The organism is Pseudomonas fluorescens HK44 (assembly GCF_000217955.3).
Taxonomy (GTDB): domain Bacteria; phylum Pseudomonadota; class Gammaproteobacteria; order Pseudomonadales; family Pseudomonadaceae; genus Aquipseudomonas; species Aquipseudomonas fluorescens_AQ.
On record NZ_AFOY02000010.1, the window covers coordinates 137,568 to 158,548 of the forward strand.

General features: G+C 59.7%; 16 protein-coding genes. 11 read left to right on the forward strand and 5 right to left on the reverse strand.

The window, feature by feature from the left end:
- Positions 1-79: 79 nt before the first annotated feature.
- The 6 genes from HK44_RS10805 (at position 80) to HK44_RS10830 (ending at position 9,729) form a co-directional block, all read left to right on the forward strand.
- Positions 80-1,543 (forward strand): glyceraldehyde-3-phosphate dehydrogenase, encoded by a 1,464-nt coding sequence (locus HK44_RS10805; RefSeq protein ID WP_019692736.1) that lies wholly within the window; start codon positions 80-82, stop codon positions 1,541-1,543.
- Between the two features lie 168 nt (positions 1,544-1,711).
- A complete protein-coding gene (gene ampC, locus HK44_RS10810; RefSeq protein ID WP_019692735.1) occupies positions 1,712-2,893 on the forward strand; it encodes a class C beta-lactamase in 1,182 nt (393 codons plus the stop codon).
- Between the two features lie 761 nt (positions 2,894-3,654).
- The gene (locus HK44_RS10815) at positions 3,655-4,863 is read left to right on the forward strand and encodes an HlyD family secretion protein (RefSeq protein ID WP_019692734.1); all 1,209 of its coding nucleotides are present in this window, start codon (positions 3,655-3,657) and stop codon (positions 4,861-4,863) included.
- On the forward strand, positions 4,863-6,128 hold the full coding sequence (locus HK44_RS10820) for a hypothetical protein (RefSeq protein ID WP_019692733.1): 1,266 nt from the start codon (positions 4,863-4,865) through the stop codon (positions 6,126-6,128). The genes HK44_RS10815 and HK44_RS10820 overlap by 1 nt, the downstream gene beginning before the upstream one ends.
- 1 nt (position 6,129) lies before the next feature.
- Positions 6,130-8,280: a glycosyltransferase family 2 protein gene (locus HK44_RS10825; protein WP_019692732.1), complete on the forward strand. Its 2,151-nt coding sequence runs from the start codon at positions 6,130-6,132 to the stop codon at positions 8,278-8,280.
- Between the two features lie 9 nt (positions 8,281-8,289).
- Positions 8,290-9,729 (forward strand): efflux transporter outer membrane subunit, encoded by a 1,440-nt coding sequence (locus HK44_RS10830; RefSeq protein ID WP_024264851.1) that lies wholly within the window; start codon positions 8,290-8,292, stop codon positions 9,727-9,729.
- A gap of 121 nt (positions 9,730-9,850) precedes the next feature.
- Here the strand turns inward: HK44_RS10830 and HK44_RS10835 are convergent, their stop codons facing one another.
- On the reverse strand, positions 9,851-11,152 hold the full coding sequence (locus tag HK44_RS10835; protein WP_019692730.1) for an MFS transporter: 1,302 nt from the start codon (positions 11,150-11,152) through the stop codon (positions 9,851-9,853).
- A 272-nt stretch (positions 11,153-11,424) separates the two neighbouring features.
- Between HK44_RS10835 and HK44_RS10840 the strand changes: the two genes are divergently transcribed.
- Positions 11,425-12,411, forward strand: a complete 987-nt coding sequence (locus HK44_RS10840) for an FAD:protein FMN transferase (RefSeq protein WP_080690611.1) — start codon at positions 11,425-11,427, stop codon at positions 12,409-12,411.
- Positions 12,412-12,621: 210 nt separating this feature from the next.
- Positions 12,622-14,016 carry a Si-specific NAD(P)(+) transhydrogenase gene (gene sthA, locus HK44_RS10845; RefSeq protein WP_019692728.1) on the forward strand — a complete coding sequence of 465 codons (1,395 nt, stop codon included), beginning with the start codon at positions 12,622-12,624 and terminating at the stop codon, positions 14,014-14,016.
- Positions 14,017-14,058: 42 nt separating this feature from the next.
- Here the strand turns inward: sthA and HK44_RS10850 are convergent, their stop codons facing one another.
- On the reverse strand, positions 14,059-14,781 hold the full coding sequence (locus tag HK44_RS10850) for a glycerophosphodiester phosphodiesterase (protein ID WP_019692727.1): 723 nt from the start codon (positions 14,779-14,781) through the stop codon (positions 14,059-14,061).
- Positions 14,782-14,794: 13 nt separating this feature from the next.
- Positions 14,795-15,379, reverse strand: coding sequence for a PilZ domain-containing protein (locus HK44_RS10855; protein ID WP_019692726.1), 585 nt, complete (start codon positions 15,377-15,379; stop codon positions 14,795-14,797).
- 94 nt (positions 15,380-15,473) lie between these two features.
- On the opposite strand from HK44_RS10855, the gene HK44_RS10860 reads away from it, so the two are divergent.
- The 3 genes from HK44_RS10860 to HK44_RS10870 all read left to right on the forward strand — a co-directional run bounded on the left by HK44_RS10860 (position 15,474) and on the right by HK44_RS10870 (position 18,726).
- Positions 15,474-16,724, forward strand: coding sequence for a lipoprotein-releasing ABC transporter permease subunit (locus HK44_RS10860; protein ID WP_019692725.1), 1,251 nt, complete (start codon positions 15,474-15,476; stop codon positions 16,722-16,724).
- A 7-nt stretch (positions 16,725-16,731) separates the two neighbouring features.
- Positions 16,732-17,415 carry a lipoprotein-releasing ABC transporter ATP-binding protein LolD gene (gene lolD / locus HK44_RS10865; RefSeq protein ID WP_167368529.1) on the forward strand — a complete coding sequence of 228 codons (684 nt, stop codon included), beginning with the start codon at positions 16,732-16,734 and terminating at the stop codon, positions 17,413-17,415.
- A 66-nt stretch (positions 17,416-17,481) separates the two neighbouring features.
- A complete protein-coding gene (locus tag HK44_RS10870) occupies positions 17,482-18,726 on the forward strand; it encodes a lipoprotein-releasing ABC transporter permease subunit (protein WP_019692723.1) in 1,245 nt (414 codons plus the stop codon).
- 139 nt (positions 18,727-18,865) lie between these two features.
- Here HK44_RS10870 and HK44_RS10875 read toward each other — a convergent pair whose 3' ends face one another.
- Together HK44_RS10875 and HK44_RS10880 are read right to left on the reverse strand one after the other, a co-directional pair.
- Entirely contained in the window at positions 18,866-20,227 is a 1,362-nt protein-coding gene (locus tag HK44_RS10875; RefSeq protein WP_019692722.1) for a heavy metal sensor histidine kinase, read from the reverse strand.
- Complete coding sequence (locus HK44_RS10880) at positions 20,227-20,907, reverse strand: heavy metal response regulator transcription factor (protein WP_019692721.1); 681 nt, start codon at positions 20,905-20,907, stop codon at positions 20,227-20,229. Before HK44_RS10880 ends, HK44_RS10875 begins: the two co-directional genes overlap by 1 nt.
- Positions 20,908-20,981: the final 74 nt, after the last annotated feature.

Genomic DNA, 20,981 nt, shown 5'->3' on the forward strand with positions numbered 1-20,981 from the left:
GAAAAGCATGTTGCGATAGGCGTGCATTGCTCCGCAGACGACTCGGCGGCATAATGTAGCCCCTTTTTTCAGCCCCTACATGTGGAAGGTTCCCGTGACTCAGAAGCCCGACCAGTGTCTTGGTGAATGGATCGACCGTGAAGCACTCGCAGAAGCGATGATTCCGCTTATCGGTCAGCTTTACCGCAATAACAACGTGGTGAGCTCGATCTATGGCCGCAGCCTGATCAACCAGTCTGTCATCGCGATTCTCAAAGCTCACCGCTTTGCTCGCCATCGTCAGTCCGATGACGCCGAACTGTCCGTTCACGAAACATTCCCGCTGCTCAAAGCGATGAGCGAGCTCAAGCTCGGCGCCGCTTCGGTAGACCTGGGCAAGCTGGCGGTCAAGTTCAAGACCGAAGGCAAAGGCCGCACTGCCGAGCAGTTCGTCCGTGAAGAACTGGCCGACGTTGTAGGCCAGCAGAACGCTTCCGCACGCAAAGGCACTGACGTTGTACTGTACGGCTTCGGTCGTATCGGCCGTCTGCTGGCGCGCATCCTGATTGAAAAAACCGGCGGTGGCGACGGCCTGCGTCTGCGCGCCATCGTTGTGCGCAAAGGCGCTGAAAACGACCTGATCAAACGCGCCAGCCTGCTGCGTCGCGATTCGGTTCATGGTCCGTTCAACGGCACCATCACCGTCGACGAAGCCAACAACACCATCACCGCCAACGGCAACCTGATCCAGGTTATCTACGCGAAGAACCCGACTGAAGTGGACTACACCCAGTACGGCATCAAAGATGCTTTGCTGGTGGACAACACCGGTGTGTGGCGTGACGCCGAGGGTCTGGGCCAGCACCTGGCCTGCCCGGGTATCGACCGCGTTGTTCTGACCGCGCCTGGCAAAGGCAAGCTGAAGAACATCGTTCACGGCATCAACCACGGTGAAATCACCGCTGACGACAAGATCGTTTCCGCCGCCTCCTGCACCACCAACGCCATCGTGCCGGTGCTCAAGGCTGTGAACGACAAGTTCGGCATCATCAACGGTCACGTTGAAACGGTTCATTCGTACACCAACGACCAGAACCTGATCGACAACTTCCACAAAGGCGATCGCCGTGGTCGTAGCGCCGCGTTGAACATGGTAATCACCGAGACCGGTGCTGCTACCGCTGCTGCCAAGGCCCTGCCTGAGCTGGCCGGCAAGCTGACCGGTAACGCGATCCGTGTTCCAACGCCGAACGTGTCGATGGCCATTCTCAACCTGAACCTTGAGAAAGCCGCCACCCGTGAAGAGATGAACGAGTACCTGCGCTACATGGCGCTGCACTCCGATCTGCATAAGCAAATCGACTTCGTCAACTCGCAGGAAGTGGTTTCCACCGACTTCGTTGGCTCGCGCCACGCAGGCGTAGTGGACGCTGAAGCAACCATCAGCCAAGACAACCGTGTTGTTCTGTACGTTTGGTACGACAACGAATTCGGTTACAGCTGCCAGGTGGTTCGCGTGATGGAAGACATGGCCGGTGTAAACCCGCCAGCATTCCCGCGCTAAGCCTTAGCCGCACCTGAAAACGCCCCGACTTGTCGGGGCGTTTTTGTTTGTGTGGTTTGTCTGGCTGGCCTACGGAGTCGGCGAAATATTTTGTGATAAATCGCTTCCGGAGCCGTCGCATCAACGTGATAGGTTTGCCCGCGATCAAAAAGACCTGAGGACCACTGTATGCGTTTTATCGCAAAGCCTTGCGCGGCATTGCTATTGCTGGCCAGCACCGTCTCTGTCGGCAACCTCGCCATGGCGAATGCCCAGCGGTCGGATATCGACAACGTCGTGCAAGATGCCGCCCAAGCGGTCATGCAGCAGTACAACATTCCCGGTCTGGCCATTGCGGTGACCGCGAATGGCAAGCAGCATTTCTACAACTTCGGCGTGGCCTCAAGGGAAACACAGCAGAAGGTCACGAGCGACACACTGTTTGAAATCGGCTCGATCAGTAAAACCTTCACGGTCACCCTGGCGGCCTACGCCGAGGTTAACGGTCAGCTTTCACTCACTGACCACCCCGGCAAGTACCTACCCGAGCTCGCGGGTAGCCCGTTCGATAAAGCGACGCTGATCAACCTGGCGACCCATACCGCAGGCGGTTTCCCCTTGCAGGTGCCGGATCAGGTGCAGAACAACCAACAGCTGATGGACTACTTCAAGGCGTGGCAGCCGACGTATGCGCCGGGTGCTCAAAGAACCTATGCCAACCCCAGCATCGGGGCGCTGGGCATGATTACGGCGATCAGCATGAAGATGCCGTTCGCGGTGGCGCTGGAACAGCGACTCTTCCCGGCGCTCGGTATGCCTAACAGCTTCATCAACATCCCGGCGAGCAAGCTGTCGCTCTATGCTCAGGGTTACAACAAGCAGGATGTCCCGGTCAGGTTGAATCCAGGTGTGCTGGGTGACGAGGCCTACTCGGTAAAAACCAGCTCCACGGACCTGATTCGCTTTGTCGAGGCCAACCTGGGCGTCGCGAAGGTCGAAGCAAAACTCGGTCGCGCACTGATGGAGACGCACAAGGGCTATTTCCAGGTTGGTCCGATGACTCAAGACCTGATCTGGGAGCAGTACGCCTACCCGGTGCAGCTGAGTGCGCTGGTTGAAGGCAACGCCGACAAGATGATTTACGACAGTCATGTCGTCACGGCATTAAACCCGCCCCTGGCACCGCAGGAGGCGGTCTGGGTCAACAAGACGGGCTCGACCGGCGGGTTCTCTGCTTATGTGGCCTTCGTCCCCGAGAAGAAGTTTGGCATTGTGGTGCTGGCCAACAAGAGCTACCCCAACGAACCCCGGGTGCGCCTGGCGCATCGAATCCTGAGTGAACTGGATTGCTGTTCGCTGGCGGAGGACTGAGTGGCGGCCGATGTGAACTCTCCAGCGTTGCCGCGCTGAGCCCTGGCTGTACATGAAAACGCCCCGACTTGTCGGGGCGTTTTCATGTACAGCGGTTCATTATAAGGAGCAATTAGACATCATCTATTAAATTGTAAGTGTTCATGCGTCATCTGCTATGTCCGGTCAGTGCCGTGTAGTTATATCGTTTTGTTCTTGATGTGTGCCAGATCAAAACACTGTAAAGCTCGACATGTCACAGTTATAAAAATTCAATAATAAAAAAATCCTCAAATAAAATAAGCGGTTGCAATGGGAGGGTGTTGTTACTTGCTTTATGTGGATCCAATGCATGGCGCGTTAGATAATTGACGCCATTTTATTGAATGGATCGCTGCTTGACAGCGATGGGTGCTGAAATTAGTGTCTCCTCCTCACAGCTCCGGCACAGACCGGGGCTGGGTGACAGCAAATGGCCTGTACTGTCGGGCAAATATTCACGGTAACTTTCACAACTTTGACAGTGCTGCTTTAAAAGTAATGGCGTTTTAATGTGCGTCATGATGGCAACTAATACTCCAAAAAGACAGGGAACTTATTCCTGCTCACATCACACTGAATCTAAATAAACCGTGCTGGCTTTATTGCTGTCCGGGGAGTTGATGATCCGCTTTCGTTGATCTTGCTTAATGTGTTTTGCGGTTACGTTCTAATCGGGCATGACGGCTGCGCAGTGCTGACATATAGCCGTGTGTATTCATGGCTTATTGGGAGAATTAAACATGGCAGAAGAACGCTCAAGGTTTTTTTCATGGTCCCTGTTGCCGCGTCTGGTGGGCTTGGGTGTCCTGGTATTTATCATCTGGCTGTTGCTCTCGACGTTGCTGATGCCGCTGGTGTCGACATCGGCGACACGGGCAATTCTGAATGCGCCGGTCATTCTGCTGACGACGCCCATCGAGGGGGTGGTGAATTCGCTTGAGGTCAAACCCGGCTCGACCTTTACCCAGGGCCAGAAGATTGCGGTGGTTGAAAACCCGCGGGCTAACCAGGAGACATTGTTGACCCTGCAAACCCGGCGTTTGACCCTGGAGCAGGAGCTATCATCATCGGCCAGCCAGGCCGAGCACGACCAGCAGTATTACGACGAGTTGGAGAAAACCAGTCAGCGCTACCAATCGGCGTTTCATACTCGTCAGCTCTATGCACAACGTGCGCTGAAGGCCGAGAGCAGTGCCGCCAGCGCCCGCTTGACGGACGCACAGGAAACCCTCGATCGCAACCTCGAGTTGTTCACTCAAGGGGCGGTCAGTGGCGCGGTCGTCGCCTCCTCGAAAGCCAAGTTGGCCTCGTTGCAAGGCGCGGCAGAGTCTGTCCGTTCACAGCTGCAAATCAATGACGGTGATGTCAATGCCGCCAATAAGCAGGTCTACCTTGACCCTGATCAGTTGCGCATGTTCGACCTCAGCGCGCAGATGACCACCCTGAAACTGAGCCTGGAAAATCAGGCCCGCAACCGCGAGACCTATCAACGCGAACTCGACAATCTCAATCACCTGATCGAAACCGAACAGAATCGGGTCAAGTTGACAGCTGGCTATGAGGTCACGGCGTATTCGTCCGGCACCGTTCAAGAGCTGTTGGCGCCCCAAGGGACGGTGGTGCAAGCCGGGTCGACCTTGCTGCGCGCCACCAACTGCAAAGAAAGCTATGTCGTCGCAGTGTTTCCTGAACGCATGGCCAGCAAGATTGATCACGACAGTGTCCTGACGGTGAGAATCCATGGCCTGGACGAACCGCTCAAGGCCAATGTCGTGCAGTTGTTATCCAGCACTAAGGATATTCGCCCTAACAGCTACAGCGTTCCTTTCCCGTATGCCGAGCAGAACTCGGTGTACGTCGTCGGTACTTTTGCCGATGACCTCACCGACAGCCAGCGCGCCATGACCTGCAATCCAGGGCTGTGGGCCAGCGCCGAGGTGTCTCACTGATGAGTCCGCGCAACGTTGTGCAATGGCCGTGGCTGCCGGGCCTGATCGGGGTGATGCTGATGAGCAGTGGCGGATCTGCGCTGGCGACGCAAGCCAGGCCGCAACTGGCGGCGATGACGTGTGCAGCGCTGGATCACGCGGTGCAATCGCAAGCGGCGGGGCCGGTGTTGCTGGCCAGTTATCCGCCGCTGGACGGTCAGCCGGCGCCAATCCAGGCATTGCGTGGGGTTGCGTTCACCTACGACAACGCCTTGGCCAGCATTGCCTTGTTTGCCTGTGGTAAAGCCGAGTCGGCGCGACGGATTGCCGATGCGCTGGCCTTCGCCACGACCCACGACCCGGAATATCAGGATGGACGCTTGCGTAACGCCTACGCGGCAGGCCCGGTGGGTTCGTCGTCGATGCGCCTGCCGGGTTATTGGAGCGTAGAGCGCAATGCCTGGAATCAGGACGCCTATCAGGTCAGCAGTGCCACCGGCAATCAGGCCTGGGCCGCGTTGGCGTTGTTGGAGGCGTTGCGCCAGAGCGGTGATTCCTCTTACCTGGAGGCCGCTCGCAGGGTGTTGCAGTGGTCCGGAAAAAACACTTTTGACGGACAGGCCCCCGCGGGTTTCAGCGGCGGTTACTACGGGTATTTCCCCAAACAGATCCAGCAGACCTGGAAGTCCACCGAACATAACGTCGACCTTGCAGCGGCCTGGTCGGCACTCAACACGGTTGCGCCCGACCCGGGCTCGGCGCGCCAGGCGCAGATTGCCCGGCAATTCGTGTCGAGTCAGTGGGACGCCGGGGAAGGGCGCTTTCTGATTGGCACCGGGAAGGATGGTCGAACCTCGGATCGCCAGCGTTCAGGACTGGACGCGCAGATCTGGCCCTTGATCGCCTTGAGTGATCCTCCTGCGGACTGGCGGCGTGTCTTCACGTTTATCGATCAGGCGCACCGCTCGGGTGCCGGGTATGGCTTCAACCGCGACCCGGACGGTTTATGGACCGAGGGCACCGCGCAAACCGCCGCCGTAGCGGGCTTGAGCGGTATGAAGGAAAAGGCGCAGCCGCTGTGGAATGTGTTGTTGGCTCAACAGGCCGGCAATGGCTGGCTGTTTGCGACTCCCGCACCGCGTATCAGTACCGGGTTGGCGATCGGCCCGGACTCAACCACCAACGACTTTTTCTATTACCACCTGCCTCACTTGGGCGCTACAGCATGGGCCGCGATCGCTGCTACCGGCATCAACCCCTTTACCGGTTTTCAAGAGGCTGACTGACATGCAGGCACTGGACACGCTGCAACTTGTGCAAATCAATTTCTGGACCGTGGTCGCGGTGATTCTGTTCACCTGCCTGACGCACCGTGATCAATGGATGGCACGTGCCGGTTTCGGAGCCTTGACCGCGCTGTTGTTGATCAATTACGTGGCCTGGCGGATTCGCGACACCTTGCCCGATGGACACGCAGGGTTTGCCTCGGTCTGGGCTTATGCGTTCCTGTTTTTCGAAATGTTGGCGATCGGCTACACGCTGTTTTCGATCATCGTCCTGCTCTGTCGCTCGGATCACCACGCCAGTGCCGATGCCGGGGAGCAACGTTTGCGTGCCCAGGGCCGCTCGGTGCCGGCGGTGGATGTGTTCATCGCCACCTATAACGAAGGCCTCGAGATCCTGGAAAAAACCATCATCGCCGCCCAGGCGATCGACTACCCCAACGTGACCATCTGGGTGCTCGACGATACCCGCCGCGACTGGTTGCGCGACTACTGCGCCGAGGTCGGTGTGCAATACGCCCGACGTCCCGACAATTCCCACGCCAAGGCCGGTAACCTGAACAACGGCCTGCGTCTGTCGGCGGCCAGCAGCAATGCGCCGTACATACTGGTGCTCGACGCCGACTTCGCCCCGCAGCAGCCGATCCTGATGCGCACCCTGGGATTGTTCGACGATCCCAAGGTCGGCCTGGTGCAGACGCCGCAGTTCTACTACAACCCCGATCCGATTCAGCACAACCTCGGTTCATCCAACTGCTGGGTCGATGAGCAGCGAGTGTTCTTCGACGTCTACCAGCCGGCCAAGGATGGTTGGGATACCGCGTTTTGCGTGGGCACTTCGTTTGTCGTGCGGCGTGATCTGATTACTGAAATGGGTGGCTTTCCGACGGGTTCGGTCTGCGAAGACATCTACACCAGCTGCCGTCTGCAGCAAAAAGGCTACGTCACCCGCTGGTTGAATGAGCGACTGTCGATCGGTTTGTCCGCCGAGGGGTTGACCGAGTACATCAATCAGCGTGGCCGCTGGTGCCTGGGGACGATCCAGGTCGCGCTGCTCAAGGAGGGCCCCTTGCGCGGTCGTGGCTACTCACTCAATGAACGGTTGCACTTCGTGCATGGCTTGATGCACTGGTTCTCCAAGCCATTCATCCTGATGATGCTGGTGTCGCCGGTGTTGTATTGGTATTTCGGTATTGCCGGGTTCTACGCCCATCCGGCGGATTTCATGGCCTTCGGCATGCCGGCGTTGATCGCATTCTGGGGCTACGGGACGTGGGTCACTGACCGGCGTACCTTGCCGATTTTTACCGAGGTCACCCAAATCGTCGCCTCACTGGCGGTGACGGCGACGATCATCAGCGCCATGGTCCGGCCGTTCGGGCGACCCTTCAAGGTCACGGCAAAGGGCCTGGATCGTTCACGCACAACGGTTCACTGGAAGTTGTTCGGGTTCTTTTTTGCGCTGACACTGTTCTCGCAAATAGGCGCTTACATCACCATCAGCAACGCGGCTGCGTTCGACGGCAATATGCTGTTCAACCTGTGCTGGACGGTGGTCGCGCTGATCTACAACCTGGCCACCCTGGTGGCGTGTGTTGACCGGCCACGCTTGCACGGCGAAGAGCGCTTTCCTTTCGATAAACCCAGTGGGTTGCGCTTCGCCGGCAAAACCCTGGCGGGCCAACTGGTGGATATTTCGCTGAGTGGCGCCTCCATTTCCTGTGCCGTTGCGTCATTGATCAAGCCCGGGCTGCGGGGGCAGGTGTGGATCAATAAACTTGGCTGGCTGGATGTCGAGGTCATGCGTCATCACGGCGAGGACCGTTTGGGCTTGAGGTTCGTCGACCTTGACGAAACGCTTCGGCGCCGGCTGATCGCGCGGCTGTTCAGTGACGCGCCGGTCAACGTGGTCGGCAAGGCTGAACCAGGCCTGGCTTTCGGCACCTTGTTGCGGCGTTCGTTGCTCGGCGAGAAGCGCACGGCGCCGCCTTCGTGGCGGCCGGTCAAGGCGCCGTCCTACAGCTCACTGCCTGGATTACGCCCGATCAGCCTCCGTTCGCGTCAGCAGCCACTGCCGCAAATCAGCGCCACCCGCTCAGGTCTTTGGGCTTTCCTTCTCACTCCGTTACGAGCTTTGCTCGGCCAACGCTTGTAGGTGCGCCTCATGAACAGACGTTTATCCACCTCATGTCTCATGTCGCTGGTGCTGCTCGGCGGTTGTTCTCTGGAACCCAAATACGAGAAGCCGGAGGCGCCGATCGATCAGCAATGGCCAGCCAGTTCGGCCAGTGACTGTTGCAGCGCCAAGCAGGCGTTCGACAAGGATTGGCACGGCTTCGTGCTCGATGAACGACTGCGCCAGTTGATTGACCTGTCCTTGAAGAACAACCGCAGCCTGCGCCAGTTCGAGGCGGGCGTCGAGGAGGCGAGGGCAGGGTACGCCGGTGCCGAATCCGGGCTGTTTCCCTCCATCGGACTCAACACCTACGCCGGCCGCAGCAAGTTTCCGTCACAAGTCAGGACGCAGGGAGGCGGCGTCAGTTCAGGCAGCACGGCTAACACCTTTCAGGCCGGCGGTGGCTTCACATCTTACGAGTTGGACCTGTTCGGGCGCATCCGCAGTCAGCGAAACGCCGCAGGCGCACGCTTCGAGGCGACCGAGGCGGACTATCAAACGGCTCGCCTGGCGTTGATCGGTGAAGTGGCCAGCACCTGGCTTAGCCTCAAGGCCAATCAGAATCTGCTCGACCTCGCACAGAACACTTACCAATCCCAGGACCACTACGGTCAGTTGTTGCACAAGAGTTACAACCTGGGCTCCAGTGCTCAAATCGATGTTCATCAGGCGGATGCGCAAGCCAACACGGCGGCGGTTCAGATCAACACGTACCGCATGCAGGTGGCGCAGGACATGAATGCGCTGCGCGTGTTGGTCGGGCAGCCGGTGCCGGTTGGGTTGCTGCCCACTGGCGTGCTGGGGGAGCAGTTGGCAACCGCCGACGTGCCCGCTGGGTTACCGTCGTCACTGATTGCGCGGCGGCCCGACATCATGGCGGCCGAAGCCTTGTTGCGAGCTACCAATGCGGACATCGGCGCAGCCCGCAGCGCGTACTTCCCGACCTTTTCGCTGACGTCGGCGGTGGGCGGCCTGACCGGTGACTTTTCGCGATTGTTGAGTGCGCCGGCCGAGTTCTGGTCGGTGGCTCTGGCGGGGTCGTTGACCCTGATCGACGGCGGTGCGCGCAAGGCGCAGGTGGACGCCAGCCATGCGCGGTTCGACGGGCAGGCGGCGGCGTATGAAGCCACGGTGCAGAACGCTTTCCGCGAAGCCGCCAATGCCCTCAACGCCCGCCAGGAGATGCTCACCCAGGTCGACTATCAGAAGCGTCTGGTGGCGGATTATCAAGCAGCCTACCGACAGTCCCGATTGCGCTTCGAGGCGGGGCTGGACAGCTATTTTTCGACGATGGATGCACAGCGTTCGTTATTCGACGCGCAGCAGAAGCTGACGCAAATGGAACTGGCGCGGGAGATCAATCAGGTGGACTTGTACAAGGCGTTGGGCGGGGGGTGGAGTCAGTCGGTGAAAGTGGCGAATCGATGATGTGGGGTGTTTGCGCTGGCCTCGTCGCGAGCAGGCTCGCTCCCACATTGGATTTGCGGTGTGATCACGATTGTGTGAACACCGCTGAACCTGTGGGAGCGAGCCTGCTCGCGAATTCGATCTAGCGGGTGCCGCCGACTACAGCCGCCTGCGCAGTCCGCAATTCATGCCGATTGCCACGGAACAGCACCAGCGTTGCGATCAGGCCAAGTACCGCTGCGCCGCTCAGCCAGATCCCCGGTGCTGCCTTGTTGTCCAGCACGTGGATCAGGTAAGTACAGGCCGCTGGGGTGAAGCCGCCAAAGGTCGCGGTCGCCAGGCTGTAAGCCAGGGAGAAACCGGTGGTGCGGACTTCAATCGGCATGATTTCGGTCAGGGCCACCACCATGGCGCCGTTGTACGAGCCATAGAGGAACGACAGCCACAACTCGACGATCAGCAGATGGCTGAAGCTCGGGTTGGCGACCAGCCAGGACAGCGCCGGGTAAGCCGTCAGAATCGCCAGAGTAGTCGCCGCCAGCAGCAGCGGTTTACGCCCGATCTTGTCCGACAGGGCACCCATCACCGGCAGCCAGAAGAAGTTCGACAGACCGATGCACACGGTGACCAGCAACGCGTCGAAGTCCGACAGGTGCAGTTCGGCTTTGCCGAACGTCGGGGTGTAGGCGGTGATCAGGTAGAACGACACGGTGGTCATGATCACCAGCGCCATGCCGGCCAGCACGATGCCGAAGTTCTGGCTGATCGAACGGACGATATCTCTCAAGCTTGGGCGATGTTTACGCGCCTGGAATTCCGGGGTTTCCTCCAGCGAGCGGCGAATGATGAAAATCGCCGGAACGATCATGCAGCCGATCAGGAACGGCACGCGCCAGCCCCAATCACCCATTTGCTCGGGGCTCAGCCAGTGGTTGAGGCCCACACCCAGCAAACCGGCAAACACCACGGCTGCTTGTTGGCTCGCGGACTGCCAGCTGACAAAAAAGCCCTTGCGGCCAGGGGTAGCGATCTCGGCCAGGTAAACCGACACACCGCCCAATTCCACGCCCGCGGAAAAACCTTGCAGCAAGCGGCCGAACAGTACGATCAGCGGCGCAGCGACGCCAAGGGTCGCATAACCCGGCACACAGGCAATCAACACGGTCCCGGCCGCCATCAGCGCGAGGGTAATGATCAGGCCTTGGCGACGGCCGTGACGGTCGATGTAGGCGCCGAGAAAGATTGCACCCAGTGGGCGCATGAGGAAGCCGGCACCGAAGGTGGCCAGTGACAACATCAGGGAAGCGAAAGCGCTGTCGGCAGGGAAGAAGGTTTTGGCAATGGCCGTGGCATAGAAGCCGTAGACCATGAAGTCGAACATCTCTAGGAAGTTACCGCTGACAACGCGAAATATCGCTTTGCCCTTGCTCGTAGTCGAGGCCATTTGATCTTACTCACTTTGGCTGTCTTATTAGAAATCCATGGTCTTGAAACATCCTTGCTGACGGGTCTGGTCTGTGCCGGTGCCTCGAGCAGTTTTGTAACGATATGTGTAAGAGGAACGGTAGGCAACCAATAGTTAGCGTGCTGCTTAAACGTTATAGCCATGAGCCAGTTCAAGCATCTGTCGCATAATGGCTGGCCTTGGCGTTCCGTCGGGGGAGTTCTTTTGGGGAGGGGGGCGCGTTGTTGAACCGGCGATTGGGTGTTTTCGTGGTGCTTGTCGGCGCCTTGTCAGGCTGTGGTAATGGCGACACTCTGGAAAGCTTTGGCGGCCCGACCATGGGCAGCACGTATTCGGTCAAATACATCCGCCATCCGGGGACTCCCGGGCCGGTCGAGGTGCAGAAGCAGGTCGAGTTGATTCTGGCCGAGATCGACCGGCAGTTGTCGACCTACCGCAGTGATTCGGACATCGAGCGATTCAATGGTTTGCCGGCCCATAGCTGTCAGCCAATGCCGGTGCCGGTCTTGCAATTGGTCAAGGTGGGCGAGCAACTGTCAGAGACGAGCGACGGTTCCTACGACCTGACGGTGGAGCCGTTGCTGAACCTTTGGGGGTTCGGCCCACAATCGCGCGATGAAAAAGTCCCAGGCGCCGAAGCCTTGGCTTTGGCCCGACAACGCGTTGGTTATGCGCATCTGCGGATTGAAGGCGATCAGTTATGCAAGGACGCGCCGGTCGAGGTTGACTTCGGCAGCATTGGCGCCGGGTACGCCATCGACAGGATCGCTGCGAAGTTGCAGGAAATGGGTATCGACAGCTTCATCGCCGATGCCACGGGCGAACTCAAGGCCGTCGGCAAGAAGCTCGACGGCTCGCCCTGGATGATTGCGCTGGAGGAGCCGCGCGATGATCAGCAGGTTGTCGAGCGGGTGATCACGCTGGACGGCAACGGTGTTTCGACCTCAGGCGACTACCGCAATTATTTCATGCAGGATGGCCGGCGCTATTCCCACACGTTCGATGCCCGAACCGGCGCACCGATCACCCATACCCTGGCGTCCGTCACGGTGATTCATCCTTCGACGCTGATGGCCGATGGCTTATCGACGCTGTTGCTGATTCTCGGCCCCGAGCGCGGTTGGGACTACGCCGAAAAGCATGACATCGGTGCATTTTTTGTGATTCGAACCGATACCGGCTTTGTCACGCGAACCAGTCAGGCTTTTGATCGCATGAGCGCCGAAAAAGCCAAGTAAATGCGGTTTCATGGACACTCATTGTTGGCGTTGTAGTGCAGGCAAAACTAGCCTACGACGCGACCAAGGGTTAATGTGCGCGGCGTTGACGCTTCTATAGACTGTGTCCGGGTTCTCGACTGACCCCAAATTGTTCCTTCATGCCGCAAGGCCGGCATGATTTAGCCGCAGGTGCCAACGGGGTGCCGCGGCCTGTTCTGAGGAGTACGCATGGCTGTCTACAACTACGACGTGGTGGTGTTGGGTTCCGGCCCGGCGGGAGAAGGCGCGGCAATGAACGCCGCCAAAGCAGGGCGCAAAGTGGCGATGGTCGATAGTCGTCGCCAGGTCGGCGGCAACTGCACCCACCTTGGCACTATCCCGTCCAAGGCCTTGCGTCACTCGGTCCGGCAGATCATGCAGTTCAACACCAACCCGATGTTCCGGGCCATTGGTGAGCCGCGCTGGTTCTCGTTTCCGGACGTACTGAAAAGCGCAGAAAAAGTCATTGCCAAACAAGTCGCCTCGCGAACCGGTTACTACGCGCGCAATCGGGTCGACGTGTTCTTCGGCACCGGCAGCTTCGCTGACGATCAAACCATCGAAGTGGTTTGCGCCAACGGCGTGGTCGAAACACTGGTGGCCAAACACATCATCATCGCCACCGGCTCGCGTCCGTATCGCCCGGCCGACATCGATTTCCACCACCCGCGTATCTACGATAGCGACACCATCCTCAGCCTCGGCCACACCCCGCGCAAACTCATTGTATACGGCGCCGGCGTGATTGGTTGCGAATACGCGTCGATCTTCAGTGGTCTGGGCGTGCTGGTCGAGCTGGTGGACAACCGCGGTCAGTTGCTGAGCTTCCTCGACTCGGAAATCTCCCAGGCGCTGAGTTACCACTTCAGCAACAACAACATCACTGTGCGCCACAACGAAGATTACGATCGCGTCGAAGGCGTGGACAACGGGGTGATCCTGCACCTCAAGTCCGGCAAGAAGATCAAGGCCGACGCCTTGCTCTGGTGCAACGGCCGTACCGGTAATACCGACGCGCTGGGCCTGGAAAACATCGGCGTGAAGGTCAACAGCCGTGGCCAGATCGAAGTTGACCAGAACTATCGCACCTGCATCCAGAACATCTACGGTGCGGGCGACGTGATTGGTTGGCCGAGCTTGGCCAGTGCCGCCCACGACCAGGGTCGTTCGGCCGCTGGCAGCATCGTCGATAACAACAGCTGGCGTTTCGTCAACGACGTACCGACCGGGATCTACACCATTCCGGAGATCAGCTCGATCGGCAAGAACGAGCAAGAGCTGACCCAGGCCAAAGTGCCGTACGAAGTCGGCAAGGCGTTCTTCAAGGGCATGGCGCGTGCGCAGATCGCCGGCGAGCCGCAAGGCATGCTGAAGATCCTGTTCCACCGCGAGACGCTGGAAGTGCTCGGCGTGCACTGCTTCGGTTATCAGGCATCGGAGATCGTCCACATCGGTCAGGCGATCATGAACCAGCCAGGTGAACAGAACACGTTGAAGTACTTCGTCAATACCACGTTCAACTACCCGACCATGGCCGAAGCCTATCGGGTAGCGGCCTACGACGGCCTCAACCGGCTTTTTTGAGCGGCTCCGGCCGGTGGCCTGAGCCGGCCGGGGAGACCGATTTCAGCAATTCTCGAGCGTGGCGCTGGCCAAACCGGGAAAGTCTGTAATCAGGCTGTCAACGCCGAAATCAGCGAGCCTGCGCATCAGCGCAGGTTCGTTGACTGTCCATACCGACACATGCAGACCTTGTCGCTGCGCCTTCTGCAGGCGTTCCGGCGTACACAGGGTCCAGTTCAGCGCAAGAATCTCACAGCCATAACTTTGCGCGACCTTCAGCGGGTCGAGCCAGGCATATTCGGCGACCAGTCCACGCGACACATCCGGTACCAGATCGACTGCGGCCTTCAGCACTTCGCGCGAGCTCGAGGTGATGGTGACCTTGTCCAGTAAGCCAAACCGTTGCGCCATTTCGCGGATCGCCAACACTGTCGTCGCCGCGCGCATACGCGACGCGCTCTTGACCTCCAGCTGCCAGTGCTCGAAATCGCACTTTTCGAACAGCTCTTCCAGCGTTGGAATCGGGCAGGGCTTGATCCAGCCCGGACCACCCTTGCGCGCATCGTAGGTCACCAATTCTGCCGCCGTATGCTCGACCACCTTGCCGCGACGCTCGGTGGTGCGCTTGAGCGTCGGGTCGTGAATGACCATCAACTCGCCGTCCATGGACAGGTGCAGGTCCAGTTCGCAGCGGCGTACGCCGTGCTTGAGGCATTCCTGGAAACTGCTCAGAGTGTTTTCCGGTGCTTCGCCTTTGGCGCCGCGGTGGCCGTAGATTAGGGTCACGGGTCTTCCTTAATTAATTGCCTGATTCGTTTTGCTCGCGTGCCAGGCGTCGCTCATGCGCCTGTCTCTGCAAGATATAGCGGGCCAGCAGTTGTCGTTGCGCATCGGTCAGGGCTTCGAACTCGGTACCAATCTCGAACGTGCCGAAGCTTTCCGGTTCGCAGTGGGTAACCCTGGCCCGCAACAGCAGGCCCAGTGCTTGCGGCATCAACAACAGCTTGACCGCCAGATGGCTGCCGGTCGGGTAGGCGAGGTGGTGCTCGAACTCGATGCCGCCTTCCGACAGCACCACGGGCTGCGGCTCGCCGAACTTGCCGAGCACGGTGTGTGCGACCACCTGGCTCAGCAGGTCGATGCGCTTGTTCATGACCTTCAGATAGTTGGCGGTGTTTCGATCCCGCTCACTGATCTGGCGCAGCAAGTGCTGCGACTCGAATTCGCTCAAGTGCAGTTCGCTGAGCAGGTTGAACAGCGGGGAAGCATCCTGCAACACTTCCTGGCCTGCCGCTTCGGAGGCAGACAGGGGCCGAATTTCCAGTGCGATCGTGTCCTCGATACGGTAGTATTCGCGGCGATCTTCTTCATCTAATGTCGACATGGCGAACCCATGGTAGCGGCGGTGGTCTGAGTGTAAAGCTGGTTATCGACCCCCGCCACAAGGACGTTCCTTTTCCCTCCGAACAAGCCCCGACATGTTCAGACCTCTCTTCGTATTTATCGGCACGCGTTATACCCGTGCAAAGCGTCGCAATCATTTTGTGTCGTTCATTTCCCTGACCTCGATGATCGGACTCGCCCTCGGCGTGGTCGTGATGATCGTGGTGCTATCGGTCATGAACGGCTTCGATCATGAAATGCGCACCCGCGTGCTGGGCATGGTGCCCCACGCGACCATCGAGTCCGGTGAGCCCATCAGCGACTGGCAAAGCCTGGCCGCCAAGGTCCAGCAGAACCCGCAGGTGGTGGCGGTTGCGCCGTTCACCCAGATGCAGGGTTTGCTGACCAACAACGGCCAGGTGCAGAAAGTCCTGCTCAATGCCGTCGACCCGGATCAGGAGCGTAAAGTCTCGATCATCGACAACTTCATGACGCAGGGCAAACTCGACGACCTGTCGCCGGGCAGCTTCGGCATCGTGATCGGCGACAAGGCCGCGACCAAACTTGGCGTGGGTCTCGGCGACAAGCTGACCTTCGTCGCCCCGGAGGTCACCGTGACCCCGGCCGGGATGTTCCCGCGGATGAAGCGCTTCACCGTGGTCGGCATATTCCACGTCGGCGCCGGTGAGCTGGACGGCTACCTGGGGCTGACCAATCTGGATGACCTGGCGCGCCTGCATCGCTGGAAGCCGGACCAGGTCCAGGGCTTGCGGCTGAAGTTCGACGATTTGTTCCAGGCGCCTCGCACTGCATGGAACATTGCCCAGAACCTGGGCGGAGACCATTACTACGCCCGTGACTGGACCCGCACCCACGGCAACCTGTATCAGGCGATCCGCATGGAAAAAGCCATGATCGGCCTGCTGTTGCTGCTGATCGTTGCGGTGGCCGCGTTCAACATCATTTCGACGCTGGTGATGGTGGTGAACGACAAGAAGGGTGACATCGCGATCCTGCGGACCCTCGGTTCCACGCCGGGCCAGATCATGGCGATCTTCATGGTCCAGGGCACGGTGATTGGCGTGGTCGGCACGGCGATCGGTGCCGTGGTCGGAATGTTTGCCGCACTGAATGTCAGCGCCGCGATTTCCGTCCTCGAAGGCCTGATCGGGCACAAATTCCTTAACGCCGACGTGTACTTCATCGACTACTTGCCGTCGCAACTGATGGCCGAAGACGTGTTGATGGTCTGCGGCGCGGCGTTGGTCCTGAGTTTCCTCGCCACCCTTTATCCAGCCTGGCGTGCTGCGCGCACCCAGCCTGCGGAGGCGCTACGTTATGAGTGATTTGGGTATGAGTACTAAAGCAGTCTTGAGTTGCCGCGACCTGGGTAAATCCTACGAGGAAGGCCCGGAATCGGTGGTGGTGTTGTCCGGTTTGCAACTGGAGCTGCACCCAGGTGAGCGCGTGGCGATTGTCGGCACCTCCGGTTCCGGTAAAAGTACCTTGCTCAACTTGCTCGGCGGCCTTGATACGCCGACCAAAGGCAGTGTCTGGCTGGCCGGTGAAGAGCTGTCGGCGCTCAACGAAAAGGCCCGTGGCCTGTTGCGTAACCGCTCGCTGGGCTTCGTTTACCAGTTCCACCACTTGCTGCCTGAGTTCACCGCGCTGGAAAACGTCTGCATGCCGCTATTGATCGGCCGCACTGCGATCCCGGAAGCCCGTCAGCGCGCCACGGCCTTGCTGGAGCGGGTAGGGCTGGGCCATCGTCTGGAGCACAAACCGGCCGAACTGTCCGGTGGTGAACGTCAGCGCGTGGCCATCGCCCGCGCGCTGGTGAACAAGCCAGGGCTGGTGATGCTCGATGAGCCGACCGGCAACCTCGACTCCCATACCGCCCAGGGCATTCAGGACTTGATGCTGGAACTCAGCACGTCGATGCGCACCGCGTTCCTGGTGGTGACTCACGACATGAACCTGGCCCGCCAGATGGATCGCGTCCTGCACCTGCAGGAAGGTCGCCTGACGCCCATCTGATTGGCCGAAGCCCGACACGACTGAAAAGCGTGTCGGGTCTTTTATTTTTATACGGTGCCCCAGCGAATGTTCAGACCGTTATCGATCTTTATCGGCACGCGCTATACCCGCGCCAAGCGCCGCAATCGCTTTGTTTCGTTTATCTCGATGACCTCGATGATCGGCCTCGCCCTGGGCGTGCTGGCGATGATCGTGGTGTTGTCGGTGATGAACGGCTTCCAGCGTGAAATGAGCTCGCGCATCCTCGGCATGGTGCCCCACGCAACCATCGTTGGCGTCAAGCCGATCAACGATTGGCAGCCTGTCGCCGCTGCTGCGATGAAGAACCCTGAAGTGACGGCCGCCGTGCCGTTCACCGAGATGGAAGGCATGCTGTCCTACAAGGGCTCGATGCAGCCGATCCAGATCAGCGGCGTTGATCCGGCGCAGGAAGGCAAGGTGTCCATCGTCGCCCAGCACATCGTGCAGGGGCGTCTGGAAGACTTGAAGCCGGGCGAGTTCGGGGTGGTGGTCGGTGAAATCACCGCACGGCGCTTCCGCTTGAACGTCGGCGACAAGATCACCCTGATTGTGCCGGAAGTCAGCACTGCGCCGGGTGGCATCACGCCGCGCATGCAGCGGCTGAACGTGGTCGGGGTGTTCAAGGTCGGTGCCGAACTCGACGGCTCGATGGCACTGATTCATGTCGCCGATGCGGCGCAAATGCAGCATTGGGAGCCGAATCAGGTGCAAAGCGTGCGCTTGGCGGTGAAAGACCTGTACGCCGCACCCAAGGTGTCGTCAGACATTGCTGGCGGCCTGGGCGTCGATTTCAAGGCCGATGACTGGACCCATACTCAAGGCAGTCTGTTCAGCGCCATGAAAATGGAAAAAACCATGATCGGCCTGTTGCTGCTGATGATCGTGGCGGTCGCTGCGTTCAACATCATCGCCACCTTGATCATGGTGGTGAACGACAAGGGCGCGGACATCGCGATCCTGCGGACCATCGGCGCCACACCTCGGGAGATCATGGCAATCTTCATGGTCCAGGGCACGGTCATCGGCATTGTCGGCACGCTGATTGGCGGCGTCCTCGGGGTGATCGCGGCGTTGAACGTCAGTGAGATGGTGGGTTGGCTGGAGCGCGTGACGGGCCAGCATATCTTCAGTTCCGACGTGTACTTCGTCAGCAACTTGCCGTCGGAACTGCAAGGCGGCGATGTGCTGCTGATCTGCTCGGCGGGCTTCATCATGAGCTTCCTGGCCACGGTATACCCGGCCTGGCGCGCTGCGAAGATCGAACCGGCGACTGCGTTGCGCTATTCGTAAGTCGTTACACCGCAATCGTCGGATCGCCGCCCGGAGCAGGCTCGCTCCCACAAGGGACTCGAATCGTTCACAAAAGTGTGATTCAACTCGGTCAACTGTGGGAGCGAGCTTGCTCGCGATGGGGCCAGCCAGCCTGGCCTCAACCCCCTTTCGGCAACTCCATCAAAAACCGCGTCCACCCCAGGCCTGATTCGCAACGAATCGTCCCGCCATGGGCGCGGATGATCGACTGAGTGATCGCCAATCCCAATCCTGCATGCTCGTGGCTGCCTTCATGGCGCGCCGGGTCTGCGCGGTAGAACCGGTCGAACAGACGTGGCAGCAGCTCTTCAGAAATCCCGTCGCCGCTGTTTGCAACAGTCAGGCTTAACCCCTTCGGCTCATCGACAATCCGCACCTGAACCTCACCGTTGGGCGGGGTGAAACGCAGTGCGTTGTCCAGCAGATTAGAGAGGGCGCGGCGCAGCATGCTGCGGTCGCCATTGAGGTTGGCGTCGCCGAGACGGGTCAGCTTGACCCGTGCGTCTTCGGCCAGCGGTGCGAAAAACTCCAGCAACAGATCCGCTTCCTCGGCCAGTTGCAGTGGTTCGCGTTTTGGCGTCAGCAAGCCGTGATCGGCCTTGGCCAGATACAGCATGTCGTTGACCAGTTGCGCCATCCATTGCAGCTCTTCGAGGTTGCTGTGCAGCGCCTCGCGGTAATCTTCCAGGTCGCGCGGGCGGGTGAGGGTGACCTGAGTGTGGGTCAGCAGGTTCGACAATGGTGTGCGCAGCTCGTGGGCAATGTCGGCAGAGAAGGCTGAAAGCCGCTGGAACGAGTCGTCGAGACGACCGAGCATGGCATTAAAAGTGTGGGCCAGATTGGCGAGTTCGGCGGGCATTTGATCTTCGGGCAGGCGCTGGGTCAGCGAGCTGGCGGACACCCCGGCGGCCACTTCACTCATGCGCCGCAACGGCCGCAAACCACTGCGCGCTGCCCACGCGCCGAGCAGCGCAGTGGCCAGCGCCGACAGGCCGACGGTCAGCCAGATCAAATGCTGCATGCGCTGCAAAAAGTGCTGATGGTGGGTGATGTCGAGCATCAGCATCAGCTGCGCGGAATCGGCTTTGTCCGGCTCCAGCGCGGCGCTGTAGACCCGATACGCCGTGCCGGCGCTTTGCAAGCTGTGAATGCCGGACTGGGTTGGCAAGTCGTCGGGGAGGTTCGCTGCACTGTCGAACCACACGTGACCATCGGCGCCGCGCACCCGCAATGCCAGGTCCGGCTGATGGCTCATTTCATCCTGCAATCGGGCTTTTCGTTCGGCGAACAACCGCGGGTCGTCGGCGCCGGCCAAGACACTGCGCAGGGCGATCAGCTTGCCGTCGAGCAGTTGCTGGTCGAGTTCAATGAAGTGCGTCTCGCTGGCGCGACTGAACAGCACGCCGGCGAACAACGAAACCACTGCCGTACAGGCGGCAAACAACAGTGCCAGACGGCCGCTCAGGGATAGACGGCGCATCAGGCGGGACGCTCTTCAAGCACGTAACCCATGCCGCGTACGGTATGAATCAACTTGTTCGGGAAGTCGTCGTCGATTTTCAGGCGCAGGCGGCGGATCGCCACTTCAATGACATTGGTGTCACTGGCGAAATTCATGTCCCAGACCTGCGAGGCGATCAGCGATTTGGGCAGCACTTCGCCCTGGCGGCGCAAGAGTAGTTCCAAAAGGGCGAATTCCTTGGCGGTCAGGTCGACGCGCTGGCCGCTGCGCTCGACCCGGCGGCGAATCAAGTCCAGTCGTAAATCGGCCAGTTGCAGACTGGTTTCCTGCGGCGTCGCGCTGCCGCGACGTAACAGGCTACGCACGCGGGCCAGCAACTCGGAAAAGGCGAAAGGCTTGACCAGGTAATCGTCGGCGCCCAGTTCCAGGCCATGAACCCGGTCTTCAACGGCGTCGCGGGCGGTGAGAAACAGCACCGGGATGTCCAGGCCGGCGCTGCGCACCGCTTGCAGTATCTGCCAGCCGTCACGGCCGGGGAGCATCACGTCGAGAATCAGCAACGCGTAATCGCCGGTCAGCGCAAGGTGCTGGCCGGTGTCGCCGTCGGCCACCAGTTCGACGTTGAAACCGGCCTCGGTCAGGCCTTGGCGCAAATAATGGCCGGTTTTCGGTTGGTCTTCGACGATCAGCAGTTTCATGGGCAGCTCGAGGTCAATGGAACAGGTGCGTTATACCGTGGTGGACGGCCATGCAGCGCAACCTTACAAAGTTG

Bases quoted from the DNA above. Each gene is read 5' to 3' on its own strand.
- HK44_RS10805 (WP_019692736.1), top strand. From the start codon at position 80: ATGTGGAAGGTTCCCGTGACTCAGAAGCCCGACCAGTGTCTTGGTGAA.
- ampC (WP_019692735.1), top strand. From the start codon at position 1,712: ATGCGTTTTATCGCAAAGCCTTGCGCGGCATTGCTATTGCTGGCCAGC.
- HK44_RS10815 (WP_019692734.1), top strand. From the start codon at position 3,655: ATGGCAGAAGAACGCTCAAGGTTTTTTTCATGGTCCCTGTTGCCGCGT.
- HK44_RS10820 (WP_019692733.1), top strand. From the start codon at position 4,863: ATGAGTCCGCGCAACGTTGTGCAATGGCCGTGGCTGCCGGGCCTGATC.
- HK44_RS10825 (WP_019692732.1), top strand. From the start codon at position 6,130: ATGCAGGCACTGGACACGCTGCAACTTGTGCAAATCAATTTCTGGACC.
- HK44_RS10830 (WP_024264851.1), top strand. From the start codon at position 8,290: ATGAACAGACGTTTATCCACCTCATGTCTCATGTCGCTGGTGCTGCTC.
- HK44_RS10835 (WP_019692730.1), bottom strand. From the start codon at position 11,152: ATGGCCTCGACTACGAGCAAGGGCAAAGCGATATTTCGCGTTGTCAGC.
- sthA (WP_019692728.1), top strand. From the start codon at position 12,622: ATGGCTGTCTACAACTACGACGTGGTGGTGTTGGGTTCCGGCCCGGCG.
- HK44_RS10855 (WP_019692726.1), bottom strand. From the start codon at position 15,379: ATGTCGACATTAGATGAAGAAGATCGCCGCGAATACTACCGTATCGAG.
- HK44_RS10860 (WP_019692725.1), top strand. From the start codon at position 15,474: ATGTTCAGACCTCTCTTCGTATTTATCGGCACGCGTTATACCCGTGCA.
- lolD (WP_167368529.1), top strand. From the start codon at position 16,732: ATGAGTACTAAAGCAGTCTTGAGTTGCCGCGACCTGGGTAAATCCTAC.
- HK44_RS10870 (WP_019692723.1), top strand. From the start codon at position 17,482: ATGTTCAGACCGTTATCGATCTTTATCGGCACGCGCTATACCCGCGCC.
- HK44_RS10875 (WP_019692722.1), bottom strand. From the start codon at position 20,227: ATGCGCCGTCTATCCCTGAGCGGCCGTCTGGCACTGTTGTTTGCCGCC.
- HK44_RS10880 (WP_019692721.1), bottom strand. From the start codon at position 20,907: ATGAAACTGCTGATCGTCGAAGACCAACCGAAAACCGGCCATTATTTG.